21 protein-coding genes are annotated in these 18,812 nt (G+C 54.6%); 9 read left to right on the top strand and 12 right to left on the bottom strand.

Annotated features, from left to right (window positions below):
• Positions 1 to 32: 32 nt before the first annotated feature.
• The 3 genes from ABIE11_RS01450 to ABIE11_RS01440 are packed head-to-tail and all read right to left on the bottom strand — an operon-like array spanning position 33 to position 2,549.
• Positions 33 to 845, bottom strand: coding sequence for a MetQ/NlpA family ABC transporter substrate-binding protein (locus tag ABIE11_RS01450; RefSeq protein ID WP_006174916.1), 813 nt, complete (start codon positions 843 to 845; stop codon positions 33 to 35).
• Between the two features lie 20 nt (positions 846 to 865).
• Positions 866 to 1,534 carry a methionine ABC transporter permease gene (locus tag ABIE11_RS01445; protein WP_100780438.1) on the bottom strand — a complete coding sequence of 223 codons (669 nt, stop codon included), beginning with the start codon at positions 1,532 to 1,534 and terminating at the stop codon, positions 866 to 868.
• Positions 1,527 to 2,549, bottom strand: coding sequence for a methionine ABC transporter ATP-binding protein (locus ABIE11_RS01440; RefSeq protein WP_420171951.1), 1,023 nt, complete (start codon positions 2,547 to 2,549; stop codon positions 1,527 to 1,529). Before ABIE11_RS01440 ends, ABIE11_RS01445 begins: the two co-directional genes overlap by 8 nt.
• Before the next feature lie 399 nt (positions 2,550 to 2,948).
• On the opposite strand from ABIE11_RS01440, the gene ABIE11_RS01435 reads away from it, so the two are divergent.
• The 5 genes from ABIE11_RS01435 to ABIE11_RS01415 all read left to right on the top strand — a co-directional run bounded on the left by ABIE11_RS01435 (position 2,949) and on the right by ABIE11_RS01415 (position 7,822).
• Positions 2,949 to 4,319, top strand: a complete 1,371-nt coding sequence (locus ABIE11_RS01435; protein ID WP_429183650.1) for a pyridoxal-phosphate dependent enzyme — start codon at positions 2,949 to 2,951, stop codon at positions 4,317 to 4,319.
• 12 nt (positions 4,320 to 4,331) lie between these two features.
• Positions 4,332 to 5,477 carry a trans-sulfuration enzyme family protein gene (locus ABIE11_RS01430; RefSeq protein WP_429184257.1) on the top strand — a complete coding sequence of 382 codons (1,146 nt, stop codon included), beginning with the start codon at positions 4,332 to 4,334 and terminating at the stop codon, positions 5,475 to 5,477.
• 176 nt (positions 5,478 to 5,653) lie between these two features.
• Positions 5,654 to 5,848 (top strand): hypothetical protein, encoded by a 195-nt coding sequence (locus tag ABIE11_RS01425; RefSeq protein ID WP_429183648.1) that lies wholly within the window; start codon positions 5,654 to 5,656, stop codon positions 5,846 to 5,848.
• 7 nt (positions 5,849 to 5,855) lie between these two features.
• Positions 5,856 to 7,277, top strand: a complete 1,422-nt coding sequence (gene pykF, locus ABIE11_RS01420) for a pyruvate kinase PykF (protein WP_100780441.1) — start codon at positions 5,856 to 5,858, stop codon at positions 7,275 to 7,277.
• Between the two features lie 308 nt (positions 7,278 to 7,585).
• A complete protein-coding gene (locus tag ABIE11_RS01415; protein ID WP_095281761.1) occupies positions 7,586 to 7,822 on the top strand; it encodes a major outer membrane lipoprotein in 237 nt (78 codons plus the stop codon).
• Positions 7,823 to 7,881: 59 nt separating this feature from the next.
• Here ABIE11_RS01415 and ldtE read toward each other — a convergent pair whose 3' ends face one another.
• From ldtE to sufA, 7 genes are all read right to left on the bottom strand, one after another.
• The gene (gene ldtE, locus ABIE11_RS01410) at positions 7,882 to 8,901 is read right to left on the bottom strand and encodes a L,D-transpeptidase LdtE (RefSeq protein ID WP_100780442.1); all 1,020 of its coding nucleotides are present in this window, start codon (positions 8,899 to 8,901) and stop codon (positions 7,882 to 7,884) included.
• Positions 8,902 to 8,998: 97 nt separating this feature from the next.
• Positions 8,999 to 9,415, bottom strand: a complete 417-nt coding sequence (gene sufE / locus ABIE11_RS01405; protein ID WP_100780443.1) for a cysteine desulfuration protein SufE — start codon at positions 9,413 to 9,415, stop codon at positions 8,999 to 9,001.
• Between the two features lie 12 nt (positions 9,416 to 9,427).
• A complete protein-coding gene (gene sufS, locus ABIE11_RS01400; protein WP_107703720.1) occupies positions 9,428 to 10,648 on the bottom strand; it encodes a cysteine desulfurase SufS in 1,221 nt (406 codons plus the stop codon).
• A complete protein-coding gene (gene sufD / locus ABIE11_RS01395; RefSeq protein ID WP_429183644.1) occupies positions 10,645 to 11,916 on the bottom strand; it encodes a Fe-S cluster assembly protein SufD in 1,272 nt (423 codons plus the stop codon). Before sufD ends, sufS begins: the two co-directional genes overlap by 4 nt.
• Entirely contained in the window at positions 11,891 to 12,637 is a 747-nt protein-coding gene (sufC, locus tag ABIE11_RS01390; RefSeq protein ID WP_095281756.1) for a Fe-S cluster assembly ATPase SufC, read from the bottom strand. The genes sufD and sufC overlap by 26 nt, the downstream gene beginning before the upstream one ends.
• Before the next feature lie 9 nt (positions 12,638 to 12,646).
• Positions 12,647 to 14,134 carry a Fe-S cluster assembly protein SufB gene (gene sufB, locus ABIE11_RS01385; protein ID WP_129034433.1) on the bottom strand — a complete coding sequence of 496 codons (1,488 nt, stop codon included), beginning with the start codon at positions 14,132 to 14,134 and terminating at the stop codon, positions 12,647 to 12,649.
• Between the two features lie 8 nt (positions 14,135 to 14,142).
• Positions 14,143 to 14,511 (bottom strand): Fe-S cluster assembly scaffold SufA, encoded by a 369-nt coding sequence (gene sufA, locus ABIE11_RS01380; protein ID WP_095281754.1) that lies wholly within the window; start codon positions 14,509 to 14,511, stop codon positions 14,143 to 14,145.
• A 409-nt stretch (positions 14,512 to 14,920) separates the two neighbouring features.
• Here sufA and ABIE11_RS01375 point away from each other — a divergent pair, with 409 nt between their 5' ends.
• On the top strand, positions 14,921 to 15,193 hold the full coding sequence (locus tag ABIE11_RS01375; RefSeq protein WP_100780447.1) for a DUF883 family protein: 273 nt from the start codon (positions 14,921 to 14,923) through the stop codon (positions 15,191 to 15,193).
• Positions 15,194 to 15,253: 60 nt separating this feature from the next.
• On the opposite strand, the gene ABIE11_RS01370 is transcribed toward ABIE11_RS01375, so the two are convergent.
• Both ABIE11_RS01370 and ABIE11_RS01365 read right to left on the bottom strand, forming a co-directional pair.
• Complete coding sequence (locus ABIE11_RS01370) at positions 15,254 to 15,985, bottom strand: MerR family transcriptional regulator (protein WP_100780448.1); 732 nt, start codon at positions 15,983 to 15,985, stop codon at positions 15,254 to 15,256.
• 157 nt (positions 15,986 to 16,142) lie between these two features.
• Positions 16,143 to 17,360, bottom strand: a complete 1,218-nt coding sequence (locus ABIE11_RS01365; protein ID WP_129034432.1) for a diguanylate phosphodiesterase — start codon at positions 17,358 to 17,360, stop codon at positions 16,143 to 16,145.
• A gap of 344 nt (positions 17,361 to 17,704) precedes the next feature.
• On the opposite strand from ABIE11_RS01365, the gene ycgZ reads away from it, so the two are divergent.
• From ycgZ to ABIE11_RS01350, 3 genes are all read left to right on the top strand, one after another.
• Positions 17,705 to 17,944 carry a regulatory protein YcgZ gene (gene ycgZ, locus ABIE11_RS01360; protein ID WP_100780450.1) on the top strand — a complete coding sequence of 80 codons (240 nt, stop codon included), beginning with the start codon at positions 17,705 to 17,707 and terminating at the stop codon, positions 17,942 to 17,944.
• Between the two features lie 170 nt (positions 17,945 to 18,114).
• On the top strand, positions 18,115 to 18,435 hold the full coding sequence (locus ABIE11_RS01355; RefSeq protein ID WP_429183640.1) for a hypothetical protein: 321 nt from the start codon (positions 18,115 to 18,117) through the stop codon (positions 18,433 to 18,435).
• 35 nt (positions 18,436 to 18,470) lie between these two features.
• Positions 18,471 to 18,749, top strand: a complete 279-nt coding sequence (locus ABIE11_RS01350; protein ID WP_100780452.1) for a biofilm development regulator YmgB/AriR family protein — start codon at positions 18,471 to 18,473, stop codon at positions 18,747 to 18,749.
• Positions 18,750 to 18,812: the final 63 nt, after the last annotated feature.

Genomic DNA, 18,812 nt, shown 5'->3' with positions numbered 1-18,812 from the left:
CGCTCGCCGGGCCTGGGTCTTATATCCAGGGATTAGTTGTTTACCGGGATCACAGCGCCTTTGTATTTGGTGCGGATCCAGTCCTGAATCTCTTTGGAGTGCAGCACGTCCACCAGCGCCACGATATCTTTCTTCTTCTCGTCGCCGCGATGCACGGTGATGATGTTCGCATACGGGTTGTTCTCACCGCTCTCGACCGCGATCGGGTCGTGAACCGGGTCCAGACCTGCATCAATGGCGTAGTTGGCGTTAATCACGACCGCCGCGCCTTCGTCGTTGTTATACATCTGCGGCAGCAGAGAGGCTTCGACGTTCGGCGTGAACTGCAGTTTTTTCGGGTTTTCGACGATGTCGCTGATGCGCGCGGTCACTTTATCGATGCCTGGCTTCAGTTTGATCACGCCCTCTTTCTCGAAGATAGAGAGAATACGCCCCTCTTCGGAGACCGCATCACGCATGATGATTTTGCCGCCTTCCGGCAGATCTTTCAGGGATTTGTATTTTTTGGAGTAAATACCAATCGGCTCGATGTGAATCGCACCGGCACTGACGAAATCATAATCTTTGTCGCCGGCATGATCTTTCAGCACGCTGTTCAGGTAAGGAATGTGCTGGAAGTAGTTCGCGTCGATATCACGGCCTGCCAGCGCGGTGTTGGGCAGGATGTAGTCCTGGAAAGGTTTGATCTCCAGATCGATACCCTGTTTCGCCAGGATCGGCTTCGCCTGCTCCAGAATTTCAGCATGCGGGGTGTTGGACGCGCCTACGGTCAGCGTATCCGCCCAGGAGGCAAAGCTCAGGGCGCTCAGGGTTGCGGCGGCAATCAGTGTCAGTGTCTTTTTCATGATGTGGTTTCCTGTGTGTTTTATCGTTTATCTAACAGTGAAGTAATGACGTCGCCGCAGAACTGGATAATGAAAACGATGATCAAAATAGTCACCGTTGCCACCAGCGTGACATCACCGTGGTTGCGCTGGAATCCTTCCAGATAAGCCAGATTTCCCAAACCACCGGCGCCAATCACCCCTGCCATTGCGCTGTAGCTCACCAGTGCAATCAGCGTCACCGTAATGCCTGAGACCAGTGCAGGTGATGATTCCGGTAGTAAAACCCGAAAAATTAAAGTGCTCAGACGTGCGCCCATCGAACGCGTCGCCTCAATGACCCCTTTGTCCACTTCGCGCAGGGCGATCTCCACCAGACGCGCATAAAACGGTGCCGCGCCGACAATCAGCGCCGGGAGCGCGGCATTGGCCCCGAGAATCGTCCCGACGATGGTCTTGGTGAACGGGATCAGCAGGACAATCAAAATGATGAACGGAATCGAGCGGAAAACGTTCACCACAATCGAGATGACGCTGTAGACGGTGCGGTTGTGGAACAATCCGCCGCGCGCCGTCAGGAACAGCGCCAGCCCCAGGACAATCCCCAACACAAAGGTCGCGACGCCGGAAATCGCCGTCATGTAGAGCGTTTCCAGGGTGGCGGCCCACAGCTGGTCCCACTTCAGGTGCGGAAAAAGCGTCTCAGCCATGTTTAATTACCTCGCCATCAATATCGCTGTGCTTCAGGTCGGCGAGGATATTGTTCAGTTGCTCTTCGGATGCGACGACGTGCACCCATAATTGGCCGAAAACGCCGTGTGCCGTTTGCGTCATTTTGCCGTGCAGAATGTTAAACGGCAGGCCGTAACGCAGGGTCAGCTCCCCGACAATCGGCTTGTGGGTGCTGTGCCCGGTGAAGGTCAGGCGGATCACCGTGCCTTCCAGCTCGTTCGCCAGCTCCGGATTAAAAGCCTCTTCTTCGGTGTACTGGCTCACCTGGCGCACAAACTGCCGGGTGATCGGTTTTTGCGGATGGGTGAAAACGCCGAGGACATCGCCCTCTTCCACCACTTTGCCGTTTTCCATCACCGCCACGCGGTCACAGATTTTGCGCACCACGTGCATTTCGTGAGTGATCAGCACGATGGTGAGATTAAAACGACGGTTAATGTCGAGCAGCAGATCGAGGATCTGATCCGTCGTTTGCGGGTCGAGGGCGGAGGTCGCTTCATCACACAGCAGTACGTCCGGATTATTTGCCAGCGCACGGGCAATGCCCACGCGCTGTTTTTGCCCGCCGCTGAGCTGCGACGGATAAGCAGTCTCGCGGCCTTTCAGCCCCACCAGATCCACCAGCTCTGCAACGCGGGCGTTAATTTTGGCTTTCGGCACGCCCGCGATTTGCATTGAGAAGGCAATATTCTCCCTGACCGTGCGCGACCAGAGCAGGTTGAAGTGCTGGAACACCATGCTAATTTTCAGGCGCGCCTGGCGCAGTGCTTCGCCTTTGGCCGAAGAGATCTCCTGGCCGCTGATGGTCACGCTGCCAGAGGTCGGCTTTTCCAGCCCGTTCAGCAGGCGAATCAGCGTACTTTTTCCGGCGCCGCTGTAGCCGATAATCCCGTAAATCTGCCCCTGTTCAATCGTCAAATTGACGTTATCAACGGCGGTAAGTGCCACTTTTCCGTTGTCAAAAACCTTCGAAATATTCCTGAGAACAATCATTATTTTTCGTTATCCGTTACGCATATAGCGGTTTAGCAGTATGGATGTCCAAACGATAGTAATCAGACGTTATGATGTTTTAAATGAACAAAATCGAATGTCTTATAACGCCGAGGAATATGTGGCGTGACGACTGGGCGCAGGATGATTAGCTTAATTTCGGCAATGATTATCTGCACAATGCATATGTGGCAGCGCCTGAGGCGCAAAAACGGTCATTTTTGCCGCATTTTCTCCTAATATAGCCATCCTCACATCCAGAGCACTTTACGGCTTGCTGTCTTAACTGCCAAATCAGCCATTTATATTACTTTCCGTTCTAACAGGCAGTGAAACGTTCTTTCTTGAGGAAATTTCATAGTCCTATCATCCAGCCATGTCTCTGTTAAGGAAAAGACCATGGCGATTTATCACTCCGTGACTGAACTGATTGGCCGCACGCCGCTCATCCAGTTGCACAAGCTGGATACCGGCCTGTGCTCGCTGTTTTTAAAACTCGAAAACCAGAATCCTGGCGGCTCGATTAAGGACCGCGTGGCCCTGTCGATGATCAACGAAGCCGAGCGCAAAGGGCTGCTCGCACCGGGCGGCACCATTATTGAAGCTACGGCGGGCAATACCGGGCTGGGGCTGGCGCTGATTGCGGCACAAAAAGGCTATGCGCTGGTACTGGTGGTGCCGGACAAAATGAGCCGCGAGAAGATTTTTCATCTGCGCGCGCTGGGCGCTCAGGTGGTGCTGACGCGCTCCGACGTCAACAAAGGCCACCCGGCCTACTATCAGGACTACGCGAAGCGGCTGGCGCAGGAGATCCCCGGCAGCTTCTATATTGACCAGTTCAATAACGAGGCCAACCCGCTGGCGCACAGCACCTCTACTGCACCCGAGCTGTTTGAACAGCTGGACGGCAGGATCGATGCGATTGTGGTTGGTGTAGGGTCCGGCGGTACGCTCGGCGGGCTGCAGGCGTGGTTTGCGCAGCACTCTCCGCACACGGAGTTTGTGCTGGCCGACCCGGCGGGTTCAGTGCTGGCGGATCAGGTGGAGTCGGGCCGTCACCATGACGCGGGTTCATGGCTGGTCGAGGGGATCGGCGAAGACTTTATTCCGCCGCTGGCGCACATCGAAGGCGTGCATCAGGCCTATCGTGTCAGCGACCGCGAAGCCTTCACCACCGCCCGCGACCTGCTAAAAACCGAAGGCATTCTGGCCGGCTCCTCCAGCGGCACCCTGCTGGCGGCGGCGCTACGCTATTGCCAGGCGCAAACCACCCCGAAACGGGTGGTGACCTTTGCCTGCGACAGCGGGAATAAGTATCTGTCGAAAATGTTCAACGACGACTGGATGCGCCAGCAGGGGCTGATCTCCCGCCCGCAAACCGGCGATCTCTCTGATTATATCGCCCTGCGTCATGACGAAGGCGCGACCGTTACTGCCGCCCCGGATGACACCCTGGCGACCGTGCTGGCGCGTATGCGGCTGTACGATATCTCACAGCTGCCGGTTTTAGAGAACGGTCAGGTGGTGGGCATTGTCGACGAATGGGATCTTGTCAGCCATATCGCGGGGGACGGCGAGCGTTTCGCCCTGCCCGTCACCGAGGCAATGACCCGCAACGTCGAGGTGCTCGACAAAAATGCCTCTGAGAGCGCGCTGAAACCGATCTTTGACCGCGGTCTCGTGGCCGTGATTAACGACCGCGATCGCTTTCTGGGTCTGATAACGCGCAGCGATGTCCTCACCGTGTGGCGCAACCGTCTCCAACACTAAGGAACAATAATGATGAAAAACCTGGCAACCTTGAGCGTCCACAGCGGCGAGTTTAACGATCAGCACGGCGCGGTGATGCCGCCCATTTACGCCACCTCGACGTTTGCGCAACCGTCTCCCGGCGAACATACGGGCTACGAGTATTCCCGCAGCGGTAACCCGACGCGCCATGCGCTGGAAACGGCGATTGCCGAGCTGGAGAGCGGAACGCGCGGCTATGCCTTTGCCTCGGGTCTGGCGGCGATCTCTACCGTGCTGGAGCTGCTGGATAAAGACAGCCACATCGTCGCCATCGACGATGTGTACGGCGGCACATATCGCCTGATTGAAAACGTGCGCAAACGCAGCACGGGATTGCAGGTGAGCTGGGTGAAACCTGGCGATTTATCGGCGCTTGAAGCGGCAATCCGCCCCGATACCAAAATGATCTGGGTGGAAACCCCGACTAACCCTTTGCTGAAACTGGTGGATCTCGCGGCTATCGCAGAGATTGCGCGTCGCCATCGCATCATCAGCGTGGCGGATAATACCTTTGCCTCGCCGGTGATCCATCGTCCGCTGGAGTTGGGTTTTGATATCGTCGTCCATTCCGCGACGAAATATCTCAACGGCCACTCTGACGTGGTGGCGGGCCTGGCGGTGGTGGGCGACAACCGCGAACTCGCTGACCAGCTGGGTTATCTGCAAAACGCCGTTGGCGGCGTGCTCGACCCGTTTAGCAGCTTCCTGACCCTGCGGGGCATTCGTACCCTCGCCCTGCGGGTCGAAAAACACAGCGCCAACGCGCTGGCGATTGCGCAATGGCTGGAGCAGCACCCGGCGGTCGAAAAAGTGTGGTTTCCGTGGCTGGAATCTCACCCACATTACCAGCTGGCACGCGCGCAGATGGCCCTGCCGGGCGGGATGATTTCCGTGGTCGTCAAAGGTGATGCGCAACAGGCCACCGCAATTATCCGCAAGCTGAAACTCTTTACCCTCGCCGAGAGCCTGGGCGGCGTGGAAAGCCTGGTCAGCCAGCCCTACAGCATGACCCACGCGTCGATTCCGCTGGAACAGCGGTTAGCCAACGGCATCGTTCCGCAGCTGATTCGTTTGTCCGTCGGGATTGAAGATGCCCACGATCTGATCGCAGACCTCGAACAAGCGCTGAAAAATTAAGCGAAATGCGGCAGACGTTACCTCTGCCGCAACAAGATAGCGTTTAGCCTTAACGCGTTGATAACAATCTTTTGTGAAACTGCACAGAATCTTTTTGAAACACCGTTTCCATTTTCCTTTTATCTGAAAATCAGCGTATAATGCGCGCCTAATCCCTGGGTGAATGGTTTCAGCGCTTGGAATACAAAAAACAACGTACAACTTCTCCTCTCCTTCGTTGGGCCAAGACTCAGGCACACTTTCTTCTGCACGCTCATTTGATGTCACCTATCCTTAGTGCGTGTTATTTAAAATTTCGCTACACAGGTTTGACTCTGCGGCAGTGCGCCCCCGGAGCGAGATTTCCATATCCTTCCCAACTTAAAGACTAAGACTGTCATGAAAAAGACGAAAATTGTTTGCACCATCGGCCCGAAAACCGAATCTGAAGAGATGCTGAGCAAAATGCTGGACGCCGGCATGAACGTAATGCGTCTGAACTTCTCTCACGGCGACTATGCTGAACACGGTCAACGTATTCAGAACTTGCGCAACGTGATGAGCAAGACCGGTAAAAAAGCAGCGATCCTGCTGGATACCAAAGGCCCGGAAATCCGTACCATCAAACTGGAAGGCGGCAACGACGTCTCCCTGAAAGCGGGTCAGACCTTCACCTTCACGACCGACAAATCCGTTGTGGGTAACAACGAAATCGTCGCTGTGACGTACGAAGGTTTCACCACCGACCTGTCCGTTGGCAACACCGTGCTGGTGGATGACGGCCTGATCGGTATGGAAGTGACCGCTATCGAAGGCAAAAACGTTGTTTGTAAAGTGCTGAACAACGGTGACCTGGGCGAGAACAAAGGCGTTAACCTGCCAGGCGTTTCCATCGCACTGCCAGCCCTGGCTGAAAAAGACAAACAAGACCTGATCTTCGGTTGCGAGCAAGGCGTTGATTTCGTTGCAGCGTCCTTTATCCGTAAACGTTCCGACGTGACCGAAATCCGTGAGCACCTGAAAGCCCACGGCGGCGAGAAGATCCAGATCATCTCCAAAATCGAAAACCAGGAAGGCCTGAACAACTTCGACGAAATCCTCGAAGCGTCTGACGGCATCATGGTTGCTCGTGGCGATCTGGGCGTTGAAATCCCGGTTGAAGAAGTGATCTTCGCGCAGAAGATGATGATCGAGAAGTGTGTGCGTGCACGTAAAGTGGTTATCACTGCCACGCAGATGCTTGACTCTATGATCAAAAACCCACGCCCTACCCGCGCAGAAGCCGGTGACGTGGCGAACGCCATCCTTGACGGTACCGATGCCGTGATGCTGTCTGGCGAATCCGCGAAAGGTAAATACCCGCTGGAAGCCGTGACCATCATGGCTACCATCTGCGAGCGTACTGACCGCGTTATGACCAGCCGTCTGGATAACAGCAACGACAGCCGTAAACTGCGTATCACCGAAGCCGTTTGCCGTGGTGCCGTTGAAACCGCTGAGAAACTGGATGCACCACTGATCGTGGTGGCGACCCAGGGCGGCAAATCCGCTAAGGCCGTGCGTAAATACTTCCCGAACGCCACCATCCTGGCGCTGACCACCAACGAAACCACTGCTCGTCAGCTGGTTCTGAGCAAAGGCGTGATCCCACACCTGGTGAAAGAGATCGCGTCTACCGACGATTTCTACCGTCTGGGTAAAGAAGTGGCTCTGCAGCTGGTTGATTGTGGTCTGGCACGTAAAGGTGACGTTGTGGTGATGGTTTCTGGTGCGCTGGTACCAAGCGGAACGACCAATACAGCGTCTGTTCACGTCCTGTAATCATTATCAAACGAATTAATTTGCTAAAAAAGCGCCTTCGGGCGCTTTTTTTATTTATGGCATTAGCCATGTTTATTCAAAATGCAAATCGAGTTTTTCTATTTAAGAGCGATTTATCTAAGATGAATCCGATGAAAAATGTCTTTTTTAACATAGCTTTTTCGGCAAAAGGGGCAGATTCGTTGTTTCTTTGAGCGAACGATCAAAAATAGGTGTATTCCCATCAAAAAAATATTCTCAACATAAAAAACTTTGTGTAATACTTGTAACGCTACATGGAGATTAACTCAATCTAGAGGGTATTAATAATGAATCGTACTAAACTGGTACTGGGCGCGGTAATCCTGGCTTCTACTATGCTGGCTGGTTGTTCTAGCAATGCTAAAATCGACCAACTGTCTTCTGACGTTCAGACTCTGAACGCTAAAGTTGACCAGCTGAGCAACGACGTGAACGCAATCCGTTCTGACGTTCAGGCTGCTAAAGACGACGCAGCACGCGCTAACCAGCGTCTGGACAACCAGGCTACTAAATACCGTAAGTAATAGTACCTGTTAATAAAATGGCGCACATTGTGCGCCATTTTTTTTGCCTGTTATTCGCCCTACTGCATGACCACCTCTTTCTCGCCTTCAGACACCGCGTCTGATGCGCGACTGTTCTGCACCGACAGCACCGGATTCGCCACCGAGGCGGATGGGCCGTTTCCCGCAGAGACCGCAACCGGAATACCCGCGCGGCGCGACAGCGCTTTATCAATCAGCACTTTGTCATTACCCTCCAGCGACGCAAAGGACGCAAAGCCCGCGTTATGCACGATTGGCGTGGTTTGCGGGTTCTCCCCTTCGACCTGAGCCAGCGGGCGATGTACTTCTACATAGCGTCTGCCATCGGGTTCAACGGAGAACTTCACCGGCTCGTTGATGATCTGCACGCGGGTCCCCACGCGCGCCTGAGCGAACAGCGCTTTAATGTCCGGCGCATTCATGCGCATACAGCCGGAGCTGACGCGCAGCCCGACACTGTCCGGCGCGCTGGTGCCATGAATCAGATACTCCCCGTTGCCTATCCCCAGACGCAGCGCAAAGCGCCCCAGCGGGTTGTTAGGCCCTGCCGGGACCACAGGCGGCAATTTGATACCTTGCGCCAGAGAACGCGCTCTGATGCCCGGTGTTGGCGTCCAGGTTGGATTCGGGATTTTCTGGCTCACGCGCGTAGTGCTGACCGGCGTCTCCAGCCCCAACTGGCCAATGCCTAAAGGATAGACCTGAACGATATTCTCCCCCGGCGGGAAGTAGTAGAGCCGCAGCTCGGCCAGATTCACCACGATGCCCTCGCGCGGTGTATCCGGCAGCAACATTTGCGACGGAATGGTTATCACCGTCCCCGGCGCAGGATAGACCGGTGCAATCGTATTATTGGTTTCGAGGATCAGTTGCGCCGCGGTATTAAATCGACGGGCAATCGCCTGCAAATTTTTGTCCCCTTCCTGGATGGCGTAGGTTTGATTTTGACCAATAAGGCGGCTGCCCGCTGGCGGCAACGGATAATCCATCGCGCTGGCAGAATTAAGGCCACCGAAAGTGCTGAGCAGTAAAAGTGTAATTATCGACGCGCGCTTCATGCTGAGATTCCTTATTCACTGACAGAACGCCAGAAAGCCGAAAAACCAGCGAGGTGGGAGCCACCTCGCGTAACAGAATGAATGCAGTCTTTTTAGTTTAGCTAATGTTGGACGCTTTGGAGCGGATTGCGCGGATCATCGCTTCCAGCCCCTGGGATCGGGAGGGGGTTAAATGTTGTGCCAGTGACATTTTTTCAAACCACGGGCGCACGTCAAAGGCCACAATGTCCTGAGCGGACATCTGGTGATACAGGATAAACACGACGGCAACCAGCCCTTTCACAATGGCAGCATCGCTGTCGCCCTGCAATTCAATCACGCCGTCGTCGGTCTGGCGCATCACAATCCAGACCTGGCTCTGACAACCCTGGATAATGTTCTCCGGGCTGTGTGCTGCTTCGCTGAGCGCAGGCAAACGCTGTCCCAGCTCAATGATGTACAGGTATTTCTCTTCCCAGTTGGCGCAACGGGTAAAGTTACGCAACAGTTTGTCTCTGTCCGGCAACGCGGCCATGTCTTGCCTCTCTTAGCCCAGCAGGTGATGGATACGTTTCAGTCCTGTCACCAGCCTGTCGATCTCTTCCGTTGTGTTATACATCACCAGCGACGCGCGGCACATGGCCGGGACCTGGTAAAACGCCATCAGCGGCATCGCGCAGTGGTGCCCGGTGCGCACGGCCACGCCGTAGTTATCCAGGAAACTTCCCACGTCGTAGGCGTGATGTTGACCCAGATTAAAGGCAATAACCCCTTTGCGCGAATCCGGTCCGTAGAGCGTCAGATCCGGCACGCTGGCCAGCTCCGCCAGCGCATAGCGCATCAGCGTCTGTTCGTACTCGGCAATCGCATCCAGCCCAATCGCTGATACGTACTCCACTGCCGCGCCCAGCCCGATAATTCCGCCCGTGTTCGGCGTCCCGGCCTCAAAGCGCCACGGCGCTTTAGCGTAGGTCGTGCCCTGCGTCAGGCTGACGGTGGCGATCATCGACCCGCCCCCTTCCCACGGCGGCATCGCCTGCAGGATATCCTCTTTCACGTACAGCACGCCTATCCCGGTCGGGCCATACAGTTTATGACCGGAGAAGACGTAAAAATCGCAGTCCAGCGCCTGCACGTCGGTAGCGTGGTGCATCACCGCCTGCGCGCCATCCACCAGCACTTTCGCACCGGCCTGATGCGCTTTGGCGATGATCTCGGCCACCGGGTTTTCGGTGCCAAGCACGTTGGAAATCTGGGTAATCGCCACCAGCCGCGTACGGTCGTCGAGCAGAGTATCCAGCAGCTCCAGCTGCAACGTTCCGTCCTGATTGAGCGGGATCACGCGCAGTTGTGCCCCCACACGCTCGCAAAGCATCTGCCACGGCACGATATTGGCGTGATGCTCCATCTGGGTGATGATGATGTTGTCACCCGCATGCACCTGCGCACTGCCCCAGCTGTTGGCCACCAGGTTGATGCCTTCGGTGGTGCCGCGCACGAACACCAGCTCTTCCGGTGAACGGGCGTTGAGGAAGGTCGCAAGCTGCGTGCGCACGTTTTCCATCCGCTGCGTCGCTTCGGCGCTGAGGGTATGAATACCGCGATGCACCGCCGCATAGCCGTGGCGATAAAACTCCGCCTCGGCGTCAATCACCTGATTCGGCTTCTGCGCGCTGGCCGCGCTGTCGAGATAGGCAAGCGGCAGACCGTTCACTTCACGGGTCAGGACGGGAAAATCCGCCCGCACTTTCTCTACGGGAAAACTCATGCTTCGCCTCCTGGCAAACGCTGACCAATGCGTGCCAGCACCTGCTGTTTCAGGGTTTCATCGCGCAGCGCTTCCGTCAGCTCCGCGGCGAACGCGTAAATAATCATCTTCTGCGCCGCCTGCTTGTCGATCCCACGCGAGCGCAGATAGAACATCTGTTCATCGTCGATACGTCCAACCGTCGCCCCGTGGCTGCACTTGACGTCATCGGCATAAATTTCGAGCTGCGGCTTGGTGTCCACTTCCGCCAGACGGCCCAGCAGCAGATTGTTGTTCGTCATCTGCCCGTCGGTTTTGATGGCGTGTTGCGCCACGTTAATCAGGCCGTTAAACACCGCCCGCCCTTTGTCGTTGGCGATGACTTTATGCATCTGGCGACTGTTACAGAAGCCTTTGTTGTGCTCAAGCCAGGTACGGGTATCGCACACTTCCGACTTCACCGGCATCGCCAGGCTGTTCATGCGCAACGTGGTGTTCTCGCCGTTAAGCTGCGTGCTGGTATTGTGGCGCAGCACCGCCCCGCCGAGAAGGAAGCTGTGGCTGTACGCCGCCGCGTCCGGGCCAATCAGCATGTCGTTGTGGGCAAAGTGATGGCTCACCGGGTTTTCAAACGCCAGCTTGATGTGATGCAGCTGGGCATTGGCCGCCACGTTCATCGTCAGGCGCGCGCCGGTAAAGTGTCTGGTCTCATTCAGGCTGACGTAATGCTCGATAAGGGTCGCTTCCGCCCCCTCAGCCAGGTCGAGATGATGACGATAGTGGGCTGTATTAACCTCTTCGCCCTCCAGCCCCTGCGTGATATGCAACAGCAGCAGCGGTTTCGCCGGGCGCTGATTACGCTTCACGCGGACATGCGTCACGCCTGACGCCAGGCTTTCGGTCAGATGCAGGAACACTTCCGGCTGCACCGGCGCAGGCAGAGACTGGCGCTGGTCATTGATCTCAACGTCAAACCCACTGCCCTCAGTGCTGTCGCTCAGTTCCGGGTTATAACGCCCATCAACAAACACCAGACGTACGGCGTCAATATTCAGCGCCAGCGCATCGCGCTGGGCTGGCGTGACATCCGCCAGACGCGTGACAAACTGACTGTTGAGCAAGCCGTCCAGCGGCGTGTACTTCCAGTTTTCATGTTTGCGCGTCGGCAGACCGAGACGCAGCATCTGCTGCAGGTGCTGTTGCGCCTGTTCAGATCGCGTTTCGCCCTGGGTTTCAAACAGGCGATGCCACTGCTGCAGTGCGTTACTGCTGTTCGGTAAGCCAGCCATAGCCCTGCTCCTCCAGTTGTTTGACCAGAGTAAAATCGCCGGATTTAACGATGCGGCCCTGATACAGAACGTGGACGTAATCCGGTTTGATATAGTCAAGAATGCGCTGATAGTGAGTGACGATAATGAACGAACGTTTGCCGTCGCGCAGGGAGTTCACGCCGTCAGCAACAATTTTCAGCGCATCGATGTCCAGACCGGAGTCCGTTTCATCCAGAATACACAGCTCCGGCTCCAGCACCGCCATCTGCAGGATATCGTTACGTTTTTTCTCGCCACCGGAGAAGCCGACGTTCACAGAACGGGTCAGCAAATCTTCCGGCATTTTCAGCAGTTTGATCTTCTCTTCCATCAGATCCTGGAAGTCAAAGCGATCCAGCTCCTCTTCTCCACGGTATTTGCGCACCGCGTTGAGGGAGGTTTGCAGGAAGAACTGGTTGCTGACGCCCGGGATTTCGACCGGATACTGGAAGGCCATAAAGATGCCCTCACCGGCGCGATCTTCCGGGGAGAGTTCCAGCAGATCTTTGCCCTTAAACTCGACGGACCCGCCGACCACTTCATAATCTTCACGCCCGGCCAGCGTCGCGGAGAGCGTACTTTTCCCGGAGCCGTTTGGCCCCATAATGGCATGCACTTCACCCGGACGGACGTCAATATTCAGCCCACGCAGGATCGCTTTATCTTCCACACTGACCTGTAAATCTTTAATGCTTAACATGTTTTTTCCTTAACCGACGCTGTGCTCAAGGCTAATCGCGAGTAATTTTTGTGCTTCTACGGCAAATTCCAGCGGCAGCTCAGAGAACACGTCCTTGCAGAAGCCGTTCACAATCATCGAAATCGCATCTTCTTCGCTGATCCCGCGCTGTAGGCAGTAGAACAGCTGGTCTTCGCCGATGCGCGAAGTGGTGGCCTCGTGCTCAAGCTGGGCGCTGTTGTTGCGACACTCCACGTACGGGAAGGTGTGCGCCCCGCAGTCGGTGCCGATCAGCATCGAATCACACTGGGTGAAGTTACGGGCGTTAGTCGCTGTCGGCATGATTTTCACCAGGCCGCGATAGCTGTTCTGGCTGTGCCCGGCAGAAATGCCTTTCGAAATAATCGTCGATTTGGTGTTTTTACCGATGTGAATCATCTTGGTGCCGGTATCGGCCTGCTGATGGCCGCTGGTCAGCGCCACGGAGTAGAACTCACCGATCGAGTTATCGCCGCGCAGAATACAGCTCGGGTATTTCCAGGTGATCGCCGAACCGGTCTCGGACTGGGTCCAGGACATTTTACTGTTTTCACCTTCGCACAGGGCGCGCTTGGTCACGAAGTTCAGGATGCCGCCCGTATTACCGTCACCAGGGAACCAGTTTTGCACCGTGGAGTATTTCACTTCGGCGTCTTTGTGGATGATCACCTCTACTACCGCCGCGTGCAGCTGATAGCTGTCGCGCACGGGCGCAGAACACCCTTCGATATAGCTCACGTAGCTGCCTTCGTCGGCCACCAGAATGGTGCGCTCGAACTGGCCGGTTTTTTCCGCGTTGATACGGAAGTAAGTCGACAGCTCCATCGGACAACGCACGCCTTTCGGCACGTAGATAAAGGTGCCGTCGGAGGCGACCGCCGCGTTTAGCGCCGCAAAGAAGTTATCGTTGCTTGGCACCACGGTACCGATGTATTTCTTCACCAGTTCCGGGTGATCGTGAATGGCTTCGCCAAAGGAGCAGAAAATAATGCCCTGCTCGGCCAGCTTGCCTCGGTAGGTGGTGGCAACGGAAACGGAGTCAAAAATGGCGTCGACGGCCACTTCACGTCCTTCGCGCACCGGCACGCCGAGCTGCTCGAAAGCCTCTTCCACCTCTTTGCTCAGGAACGTGTTGGCGCCCGTCTGCTGTACGGCACCCGGCTGAGACGCGCAGGTATCATCACAGCTGCCGCAGGATGGCGCGGAGTAGTAGCTGTAGTCCTGATAGTTGAGCTTATCGTAATGTGCTTTCAGCCAGTGGGGTTCTTCCATTTCCAGCCAGGCGCGAAACGCGCTCAGGCGAAACTCGAGCATCCACTCCGGCTCATTACGTTTGGCCGAAATCGCGCGCACCACCTCTTCGTTGATGCCTTTCGCCAGTTCGTCCGTTTGCAGGTGGGTGAAAAAGCCCTCTTTATAGTTGAGGTGCCCGCCACTCCAGGTGTTCACATCGTCAGTTGCTTCAGTATTACGAGACATAGTACCGCCTATACCCCAAAGCTTTCGCCGCAGCCGCATTCATTCTGCGCTTTCGGGTTATTGAATTTGAATAACTGGTTTAAGCCTTCGCGCACGTAATCGACTTCGGTGCCATCGATAAACGGCATCGCCTGCAGTGCGACAAACAGCTTCGCCCCGTCGGTTTCGAACACCAGATCGTCTTTTTCGGGCACGCTCACCGTGTCCAGCACGTAGCCGAACCCGGCGCAGCCAGTCTGTTTAACGCCGAGACGCAAGCCCACAATATCCGGCTTCTTCGCTATCAGCTCGTGAATATGCGCCGCCGCCGTGGGCGTCAGCGTCAAACCACGCCAGGCAAAATCAGCGGGATTAAAGGTTTCTGAATGCAATTCCATAGGTCCACCTCATCTGTTAAGCCACCAGGGGCATTACACCATGTTAGTGATAACGATTATCACTTCAACCCCCTGACAGCAGGGGCTTTCGGCTAAACCGCCCTTTTTGGCTACTTTTATTAAGCATAGACCCTGCGACGCAGCTTATTAGGCTATGAAAAAATTGTTTAATGCTTTGATGTATAACGCATTTGATGGGCTAAAACCGTGAGAACAGCGCAAGGGGAAAATATGTATCGGGAATACCTATTTATTTAATCGGTTTTAGAAAATCTTCAGAATCAACCGACTACCCGAAAATCAGGGCGTTATGTGATTTACGCAAACAGGGCATTCCAGGAAAACACCGAATCATCAGCGCGTCAGGGATAAGGGACTAAACTTTATGTGACACCAAAAGGAGATAAGTATGTCATCACATGATTTTGAGAATGAAGCCGATCGCCTGGCGAAAAAAGCCCTGAATAAAGCCGATGAATTTGCAGGCGAAGCGCAGTCCCAGTTTGGCGATGCGGTTGATTCACCGAAACATCAGCTAAAAGGCGCCGCACGCAAATACGCAGCACAAGCATCAGACGTCGCTTCAGAGGTCTCTGACAGAGTTCGTGATAATCCATTGACCGGGCTGATGGCGGCAGGCGCAATCGGGCTGATCATCGGTTTATTGGTCGGCAGGAAATAAGCCGCGAATAAGCAGCAAATATGACAGGCCCGAAAGGGCCTTTTTAGTCTTGTCAGGCGATTAGCCGTTGATGAATGAGACGGAAAAACCTTGTTCGCGCCAGTGATCTAACTGCTCCTGCTGACGCATTGACGGCGCATGGCCCGTCCAGACAAATATTTTTTGCCCCGGGAACAGCTCGGGTTTCGGCGAGTCGATCGGCTCAGCCAGCACATCAATATGCCAGCCCTGCTGCGACAGGCGCCCGGCTTCCAGCCATAAACGCGTACGATCGTCCGTATCCCACCCAATCAGCAACGCTTCGTTGCCCGGTTTTTTGCGCGCTTCAGCCAGAAGCATCGCAATGAAATCGATCAGCACCCCATCCAGCAGGCTGGACATGTGTCGAGCGGTGTTGTGATCCAGGCTTAAACGCTGACGAACCGGAATGAAAATGTGATCGATGAGAACTTCTATGGCGTGGTCGCGACGGAATTCAGAAATTTTAAGTCGCAGTTTCGCGGGACTGGCAAACCGCAGCACCGTCATCATCTCTTCCTGAAGAGAGATCCAGTTGCTGTCCACCAGAGGAACGCCGACTTCCAGTAACGCCTTTACCTTGCCAACCGAAATGCCGGTTTTCATGAGGCGTTTAATCTCCTCGATGCGCTGGATATCCTCTTCGTCAAACTGACGATGGCCCCCTTCACTGCGCTGCGGCTTCAACAAACCGTAGCGTCGCTGCCAGGCGCGCAGTGTGACGGGGTTGATTCCGCATCGTTCGGCGACTTCGCCGATACTGTATAAGGCCATTAACTCCCTCATGCTTAAACGCAATACTTCCATACCAAACCTGATCAACTTTAGCAGATTGTATAACCTGATTGTATAACTAACAATTGACCAGGGTACAAGTCGATTTTGTACAAGATGACGTGTACCTGGTCTGATTTGTACAACCTTTACGACGCTATCCCTGTTTTTTCTCCGGCCACGCCACGGCTGGAATCCCGCCAAAACGCGGGCTGGCAAACAGATGTCCCTGGAACTGGGAGATCCCCGCCGACTCAAGCCACATCCACTCTTCCGCCTTTTCGACACCCACGGCACACACCAGGATTTCAAGGGATGTACAGCATTTGATGATGGCCTGAATAATCGCCTGTCGCGGGCCGCTGCGATGGACATCCGCCACCAGATCGCGATTAATCTTGATTCGGTCTGGCTGGAACTGTGCCAGCAGTAATAGCCCGGCGAAACCCGCGCCAAAGTGATCGATTGCCACGCTGATACCGGCACTTTTGAGCTGGCGGACGGCGTCTTTAAATTCATCAAAGCGCGAAATCACTTCGCTCTCGGTGAACTCGACCACAATCTGCTCCGGCACCAGACCGTTGGCTTCAATCTCATTTAACAGAAATCCCACCGCGCCGGGCACATTCACCAGCGTCATCGGCAGCAGGTTGACGGATAAGGCCTGCTCCTGAAGGCGTAACTTGCCGGCCATGGCAAACGCCACTTTCTTACTCTGCAAATCCGCCTCGTAAATCTCGTTGCCAGAGAATTTTTTGAAGTAGGCATCCGGAGAGCCGCCGTCAGCGGTGCGGATCAGGGCCTCATAGGAGACCAGTTCCCGGGCAAAGGGATCGACAATCGGCTGAAAGGCAAAGCCGCAATCAGCCGATGCGTCGAGCGTCAGGGGTTCTGCCGGTGCAACATCGTCGTCCGGGATAAAGTCCCAGCTATCGCCGTCAGGAATTTCGTAGTAGTTGGCTTTTTCCGTCGCTTCAACGAAGGTACGGAAGAACTGCAATGCGCGATCGTTGTAGGTCAGCTGGTACTTGGTCGTCCCTTTATCAAGCACCTTCTGGAGTACTTCCTGGCGATCATAAGTGCGTAAATCGAACAGCTCCATTCCTGCTTTGCCAAAGCGTCGCGACGGCGCGTAATCGCACAGCAGCTCCACCAGGTTGTAGTGGCGCGGATCTTTGCAAATGTCGGCGTAAATGCGGAAAACGCTCTCTTCCGGCCCTTCCAGCAGCTGGAAAAAGTGCGTTCCATTGAACAGTAAAATCCCGGTGACGTCGGATTCCCCGTTCTTAATGTTCGCTCCCGCGACCATCTCTTCCAGCGCTTTCACCGGAACGTTTTCGCAGAGATGGCTGCGGTAGATTATTGTCGTGAGCATAGTCGTCCTGGTGAGTAGAAGGTTACCCCCGCGGCGTGTCGCGGGGGTCAGGTCATTGTTATACCACATTCATTGATTAACAAATAATTCACATTTCAAACAGTTCAGCCGGATTCCACGGCCTCCCCGCGCGTTTGTACAGAATTTTCAGAGTGAAACATCTTGTACAATATATTCTGTACTGATATCGAATCAAACACATTGTAACTTACTGATAAAAAACAAATAGCACTTTTTGTTTAAAATTACGCTAAAAAACTGTACATCAAAAATGTACAACTTTTTAAAAAACGTATAACTTAAATCGTAACTTAGCTGACTACTTAATTTTACAGGAGTGATACATGCGTCAGAACAGCTACATTCCCGATAGCGGTAATGCGATTGTCCAGTACTTCGAGAAAGCTGCGCTACCTACTCAGCAAGAAACCCTGGGACAGATCGTAGTAGAGATCCTGAGCGATGGCCGTCATTTGAATCGCAAAAACCTGTGCACCAAGTTACTCAGCCGTCTTGATAAGGCGTCCGGTCCAGAAGAAGAGAGCCACTACCATGCATTGATTGGTTTGCTATTTGATCGCTGAGATCCAATAGCAAACCCATTTAACAGATCACCTGGTTTTTAAGTCAATTCTGACGAAGGAACGTTTCAGGCACAAAAAGACCTGGCAATCTTCAGCAGACCCCCTTAAAAGGGGATCTGACTTAATGCCGCACGGCGTGACGTCACCCTGCGGCAATCAGAGATGCAGTTATGAACAGAAGTGAAATAGAGCAATTAACAGATGAATTAATTGGAGAGGCGGTTTTATCTCTTCTGAAAGAGCACGGCCCTGTCAGCAAGCAGTCTCTCGTGCGGAGACTGCGGGACATGGAGGCGAGTGAGGCCGACCCTCGCCGTCGCGAAGCCCTCGCGGCGGTGATAGCCGAAATCAGCGCCAGCGGTACGCCGTTCGCACAACGTAAGAGAGCCCGCCCTCAGAGGGATCTGAACGGTCTAAAAAGCGAGCAAAGCGATAATGTTTTCCCGCTGTTTGGCGATGGCAAGCCCAGCGGTTCAAGAAACATACACTAACAGCAACCGATCAATAACCCTTACGGTGAGAATAAATGAGACAAAATATTCAAGTTCAACCCGCTGCGTATACTGGTTTTCATGATACCGCGCTGTCTGAATATTTCCGTAATGCAGGCGACAGACTGGCCGATGAATCCGCGCTTTTCGCCTCTGCGGTGAGCTGTATCATGGCGTCAGAAGGGCATCTGACCAACAAAGCCATTATCCTCTGGCTGATTAACGCCCTTGAAACCACCGACGATGTGGTGATGGCGGACGTGATCCGCAAAACCCTCGAAATCGTGGTTGGCTATACCATGGACGATATCTAAAAAAACGATTTCGCCCCCGAAGGCCAGAAGAGCGTCGCACCCTGCTGCGTTTTCTCACTGGCC

Source organism: Lelliottia sp. 489 (assembly GCF_050435885.1).
GTDB lineage: Bacteria > Pseudomonadota > Gammaproteobacteria > Enterobacterales > Enterobacteriaceae > Enterobacter > Enterobacter nimipressuralis.
The sequence above is the reverse complement of the archived record's forward strand: the minus strand, read 5'-3'. Positions and strand labels throughout refer to the sequence as shown.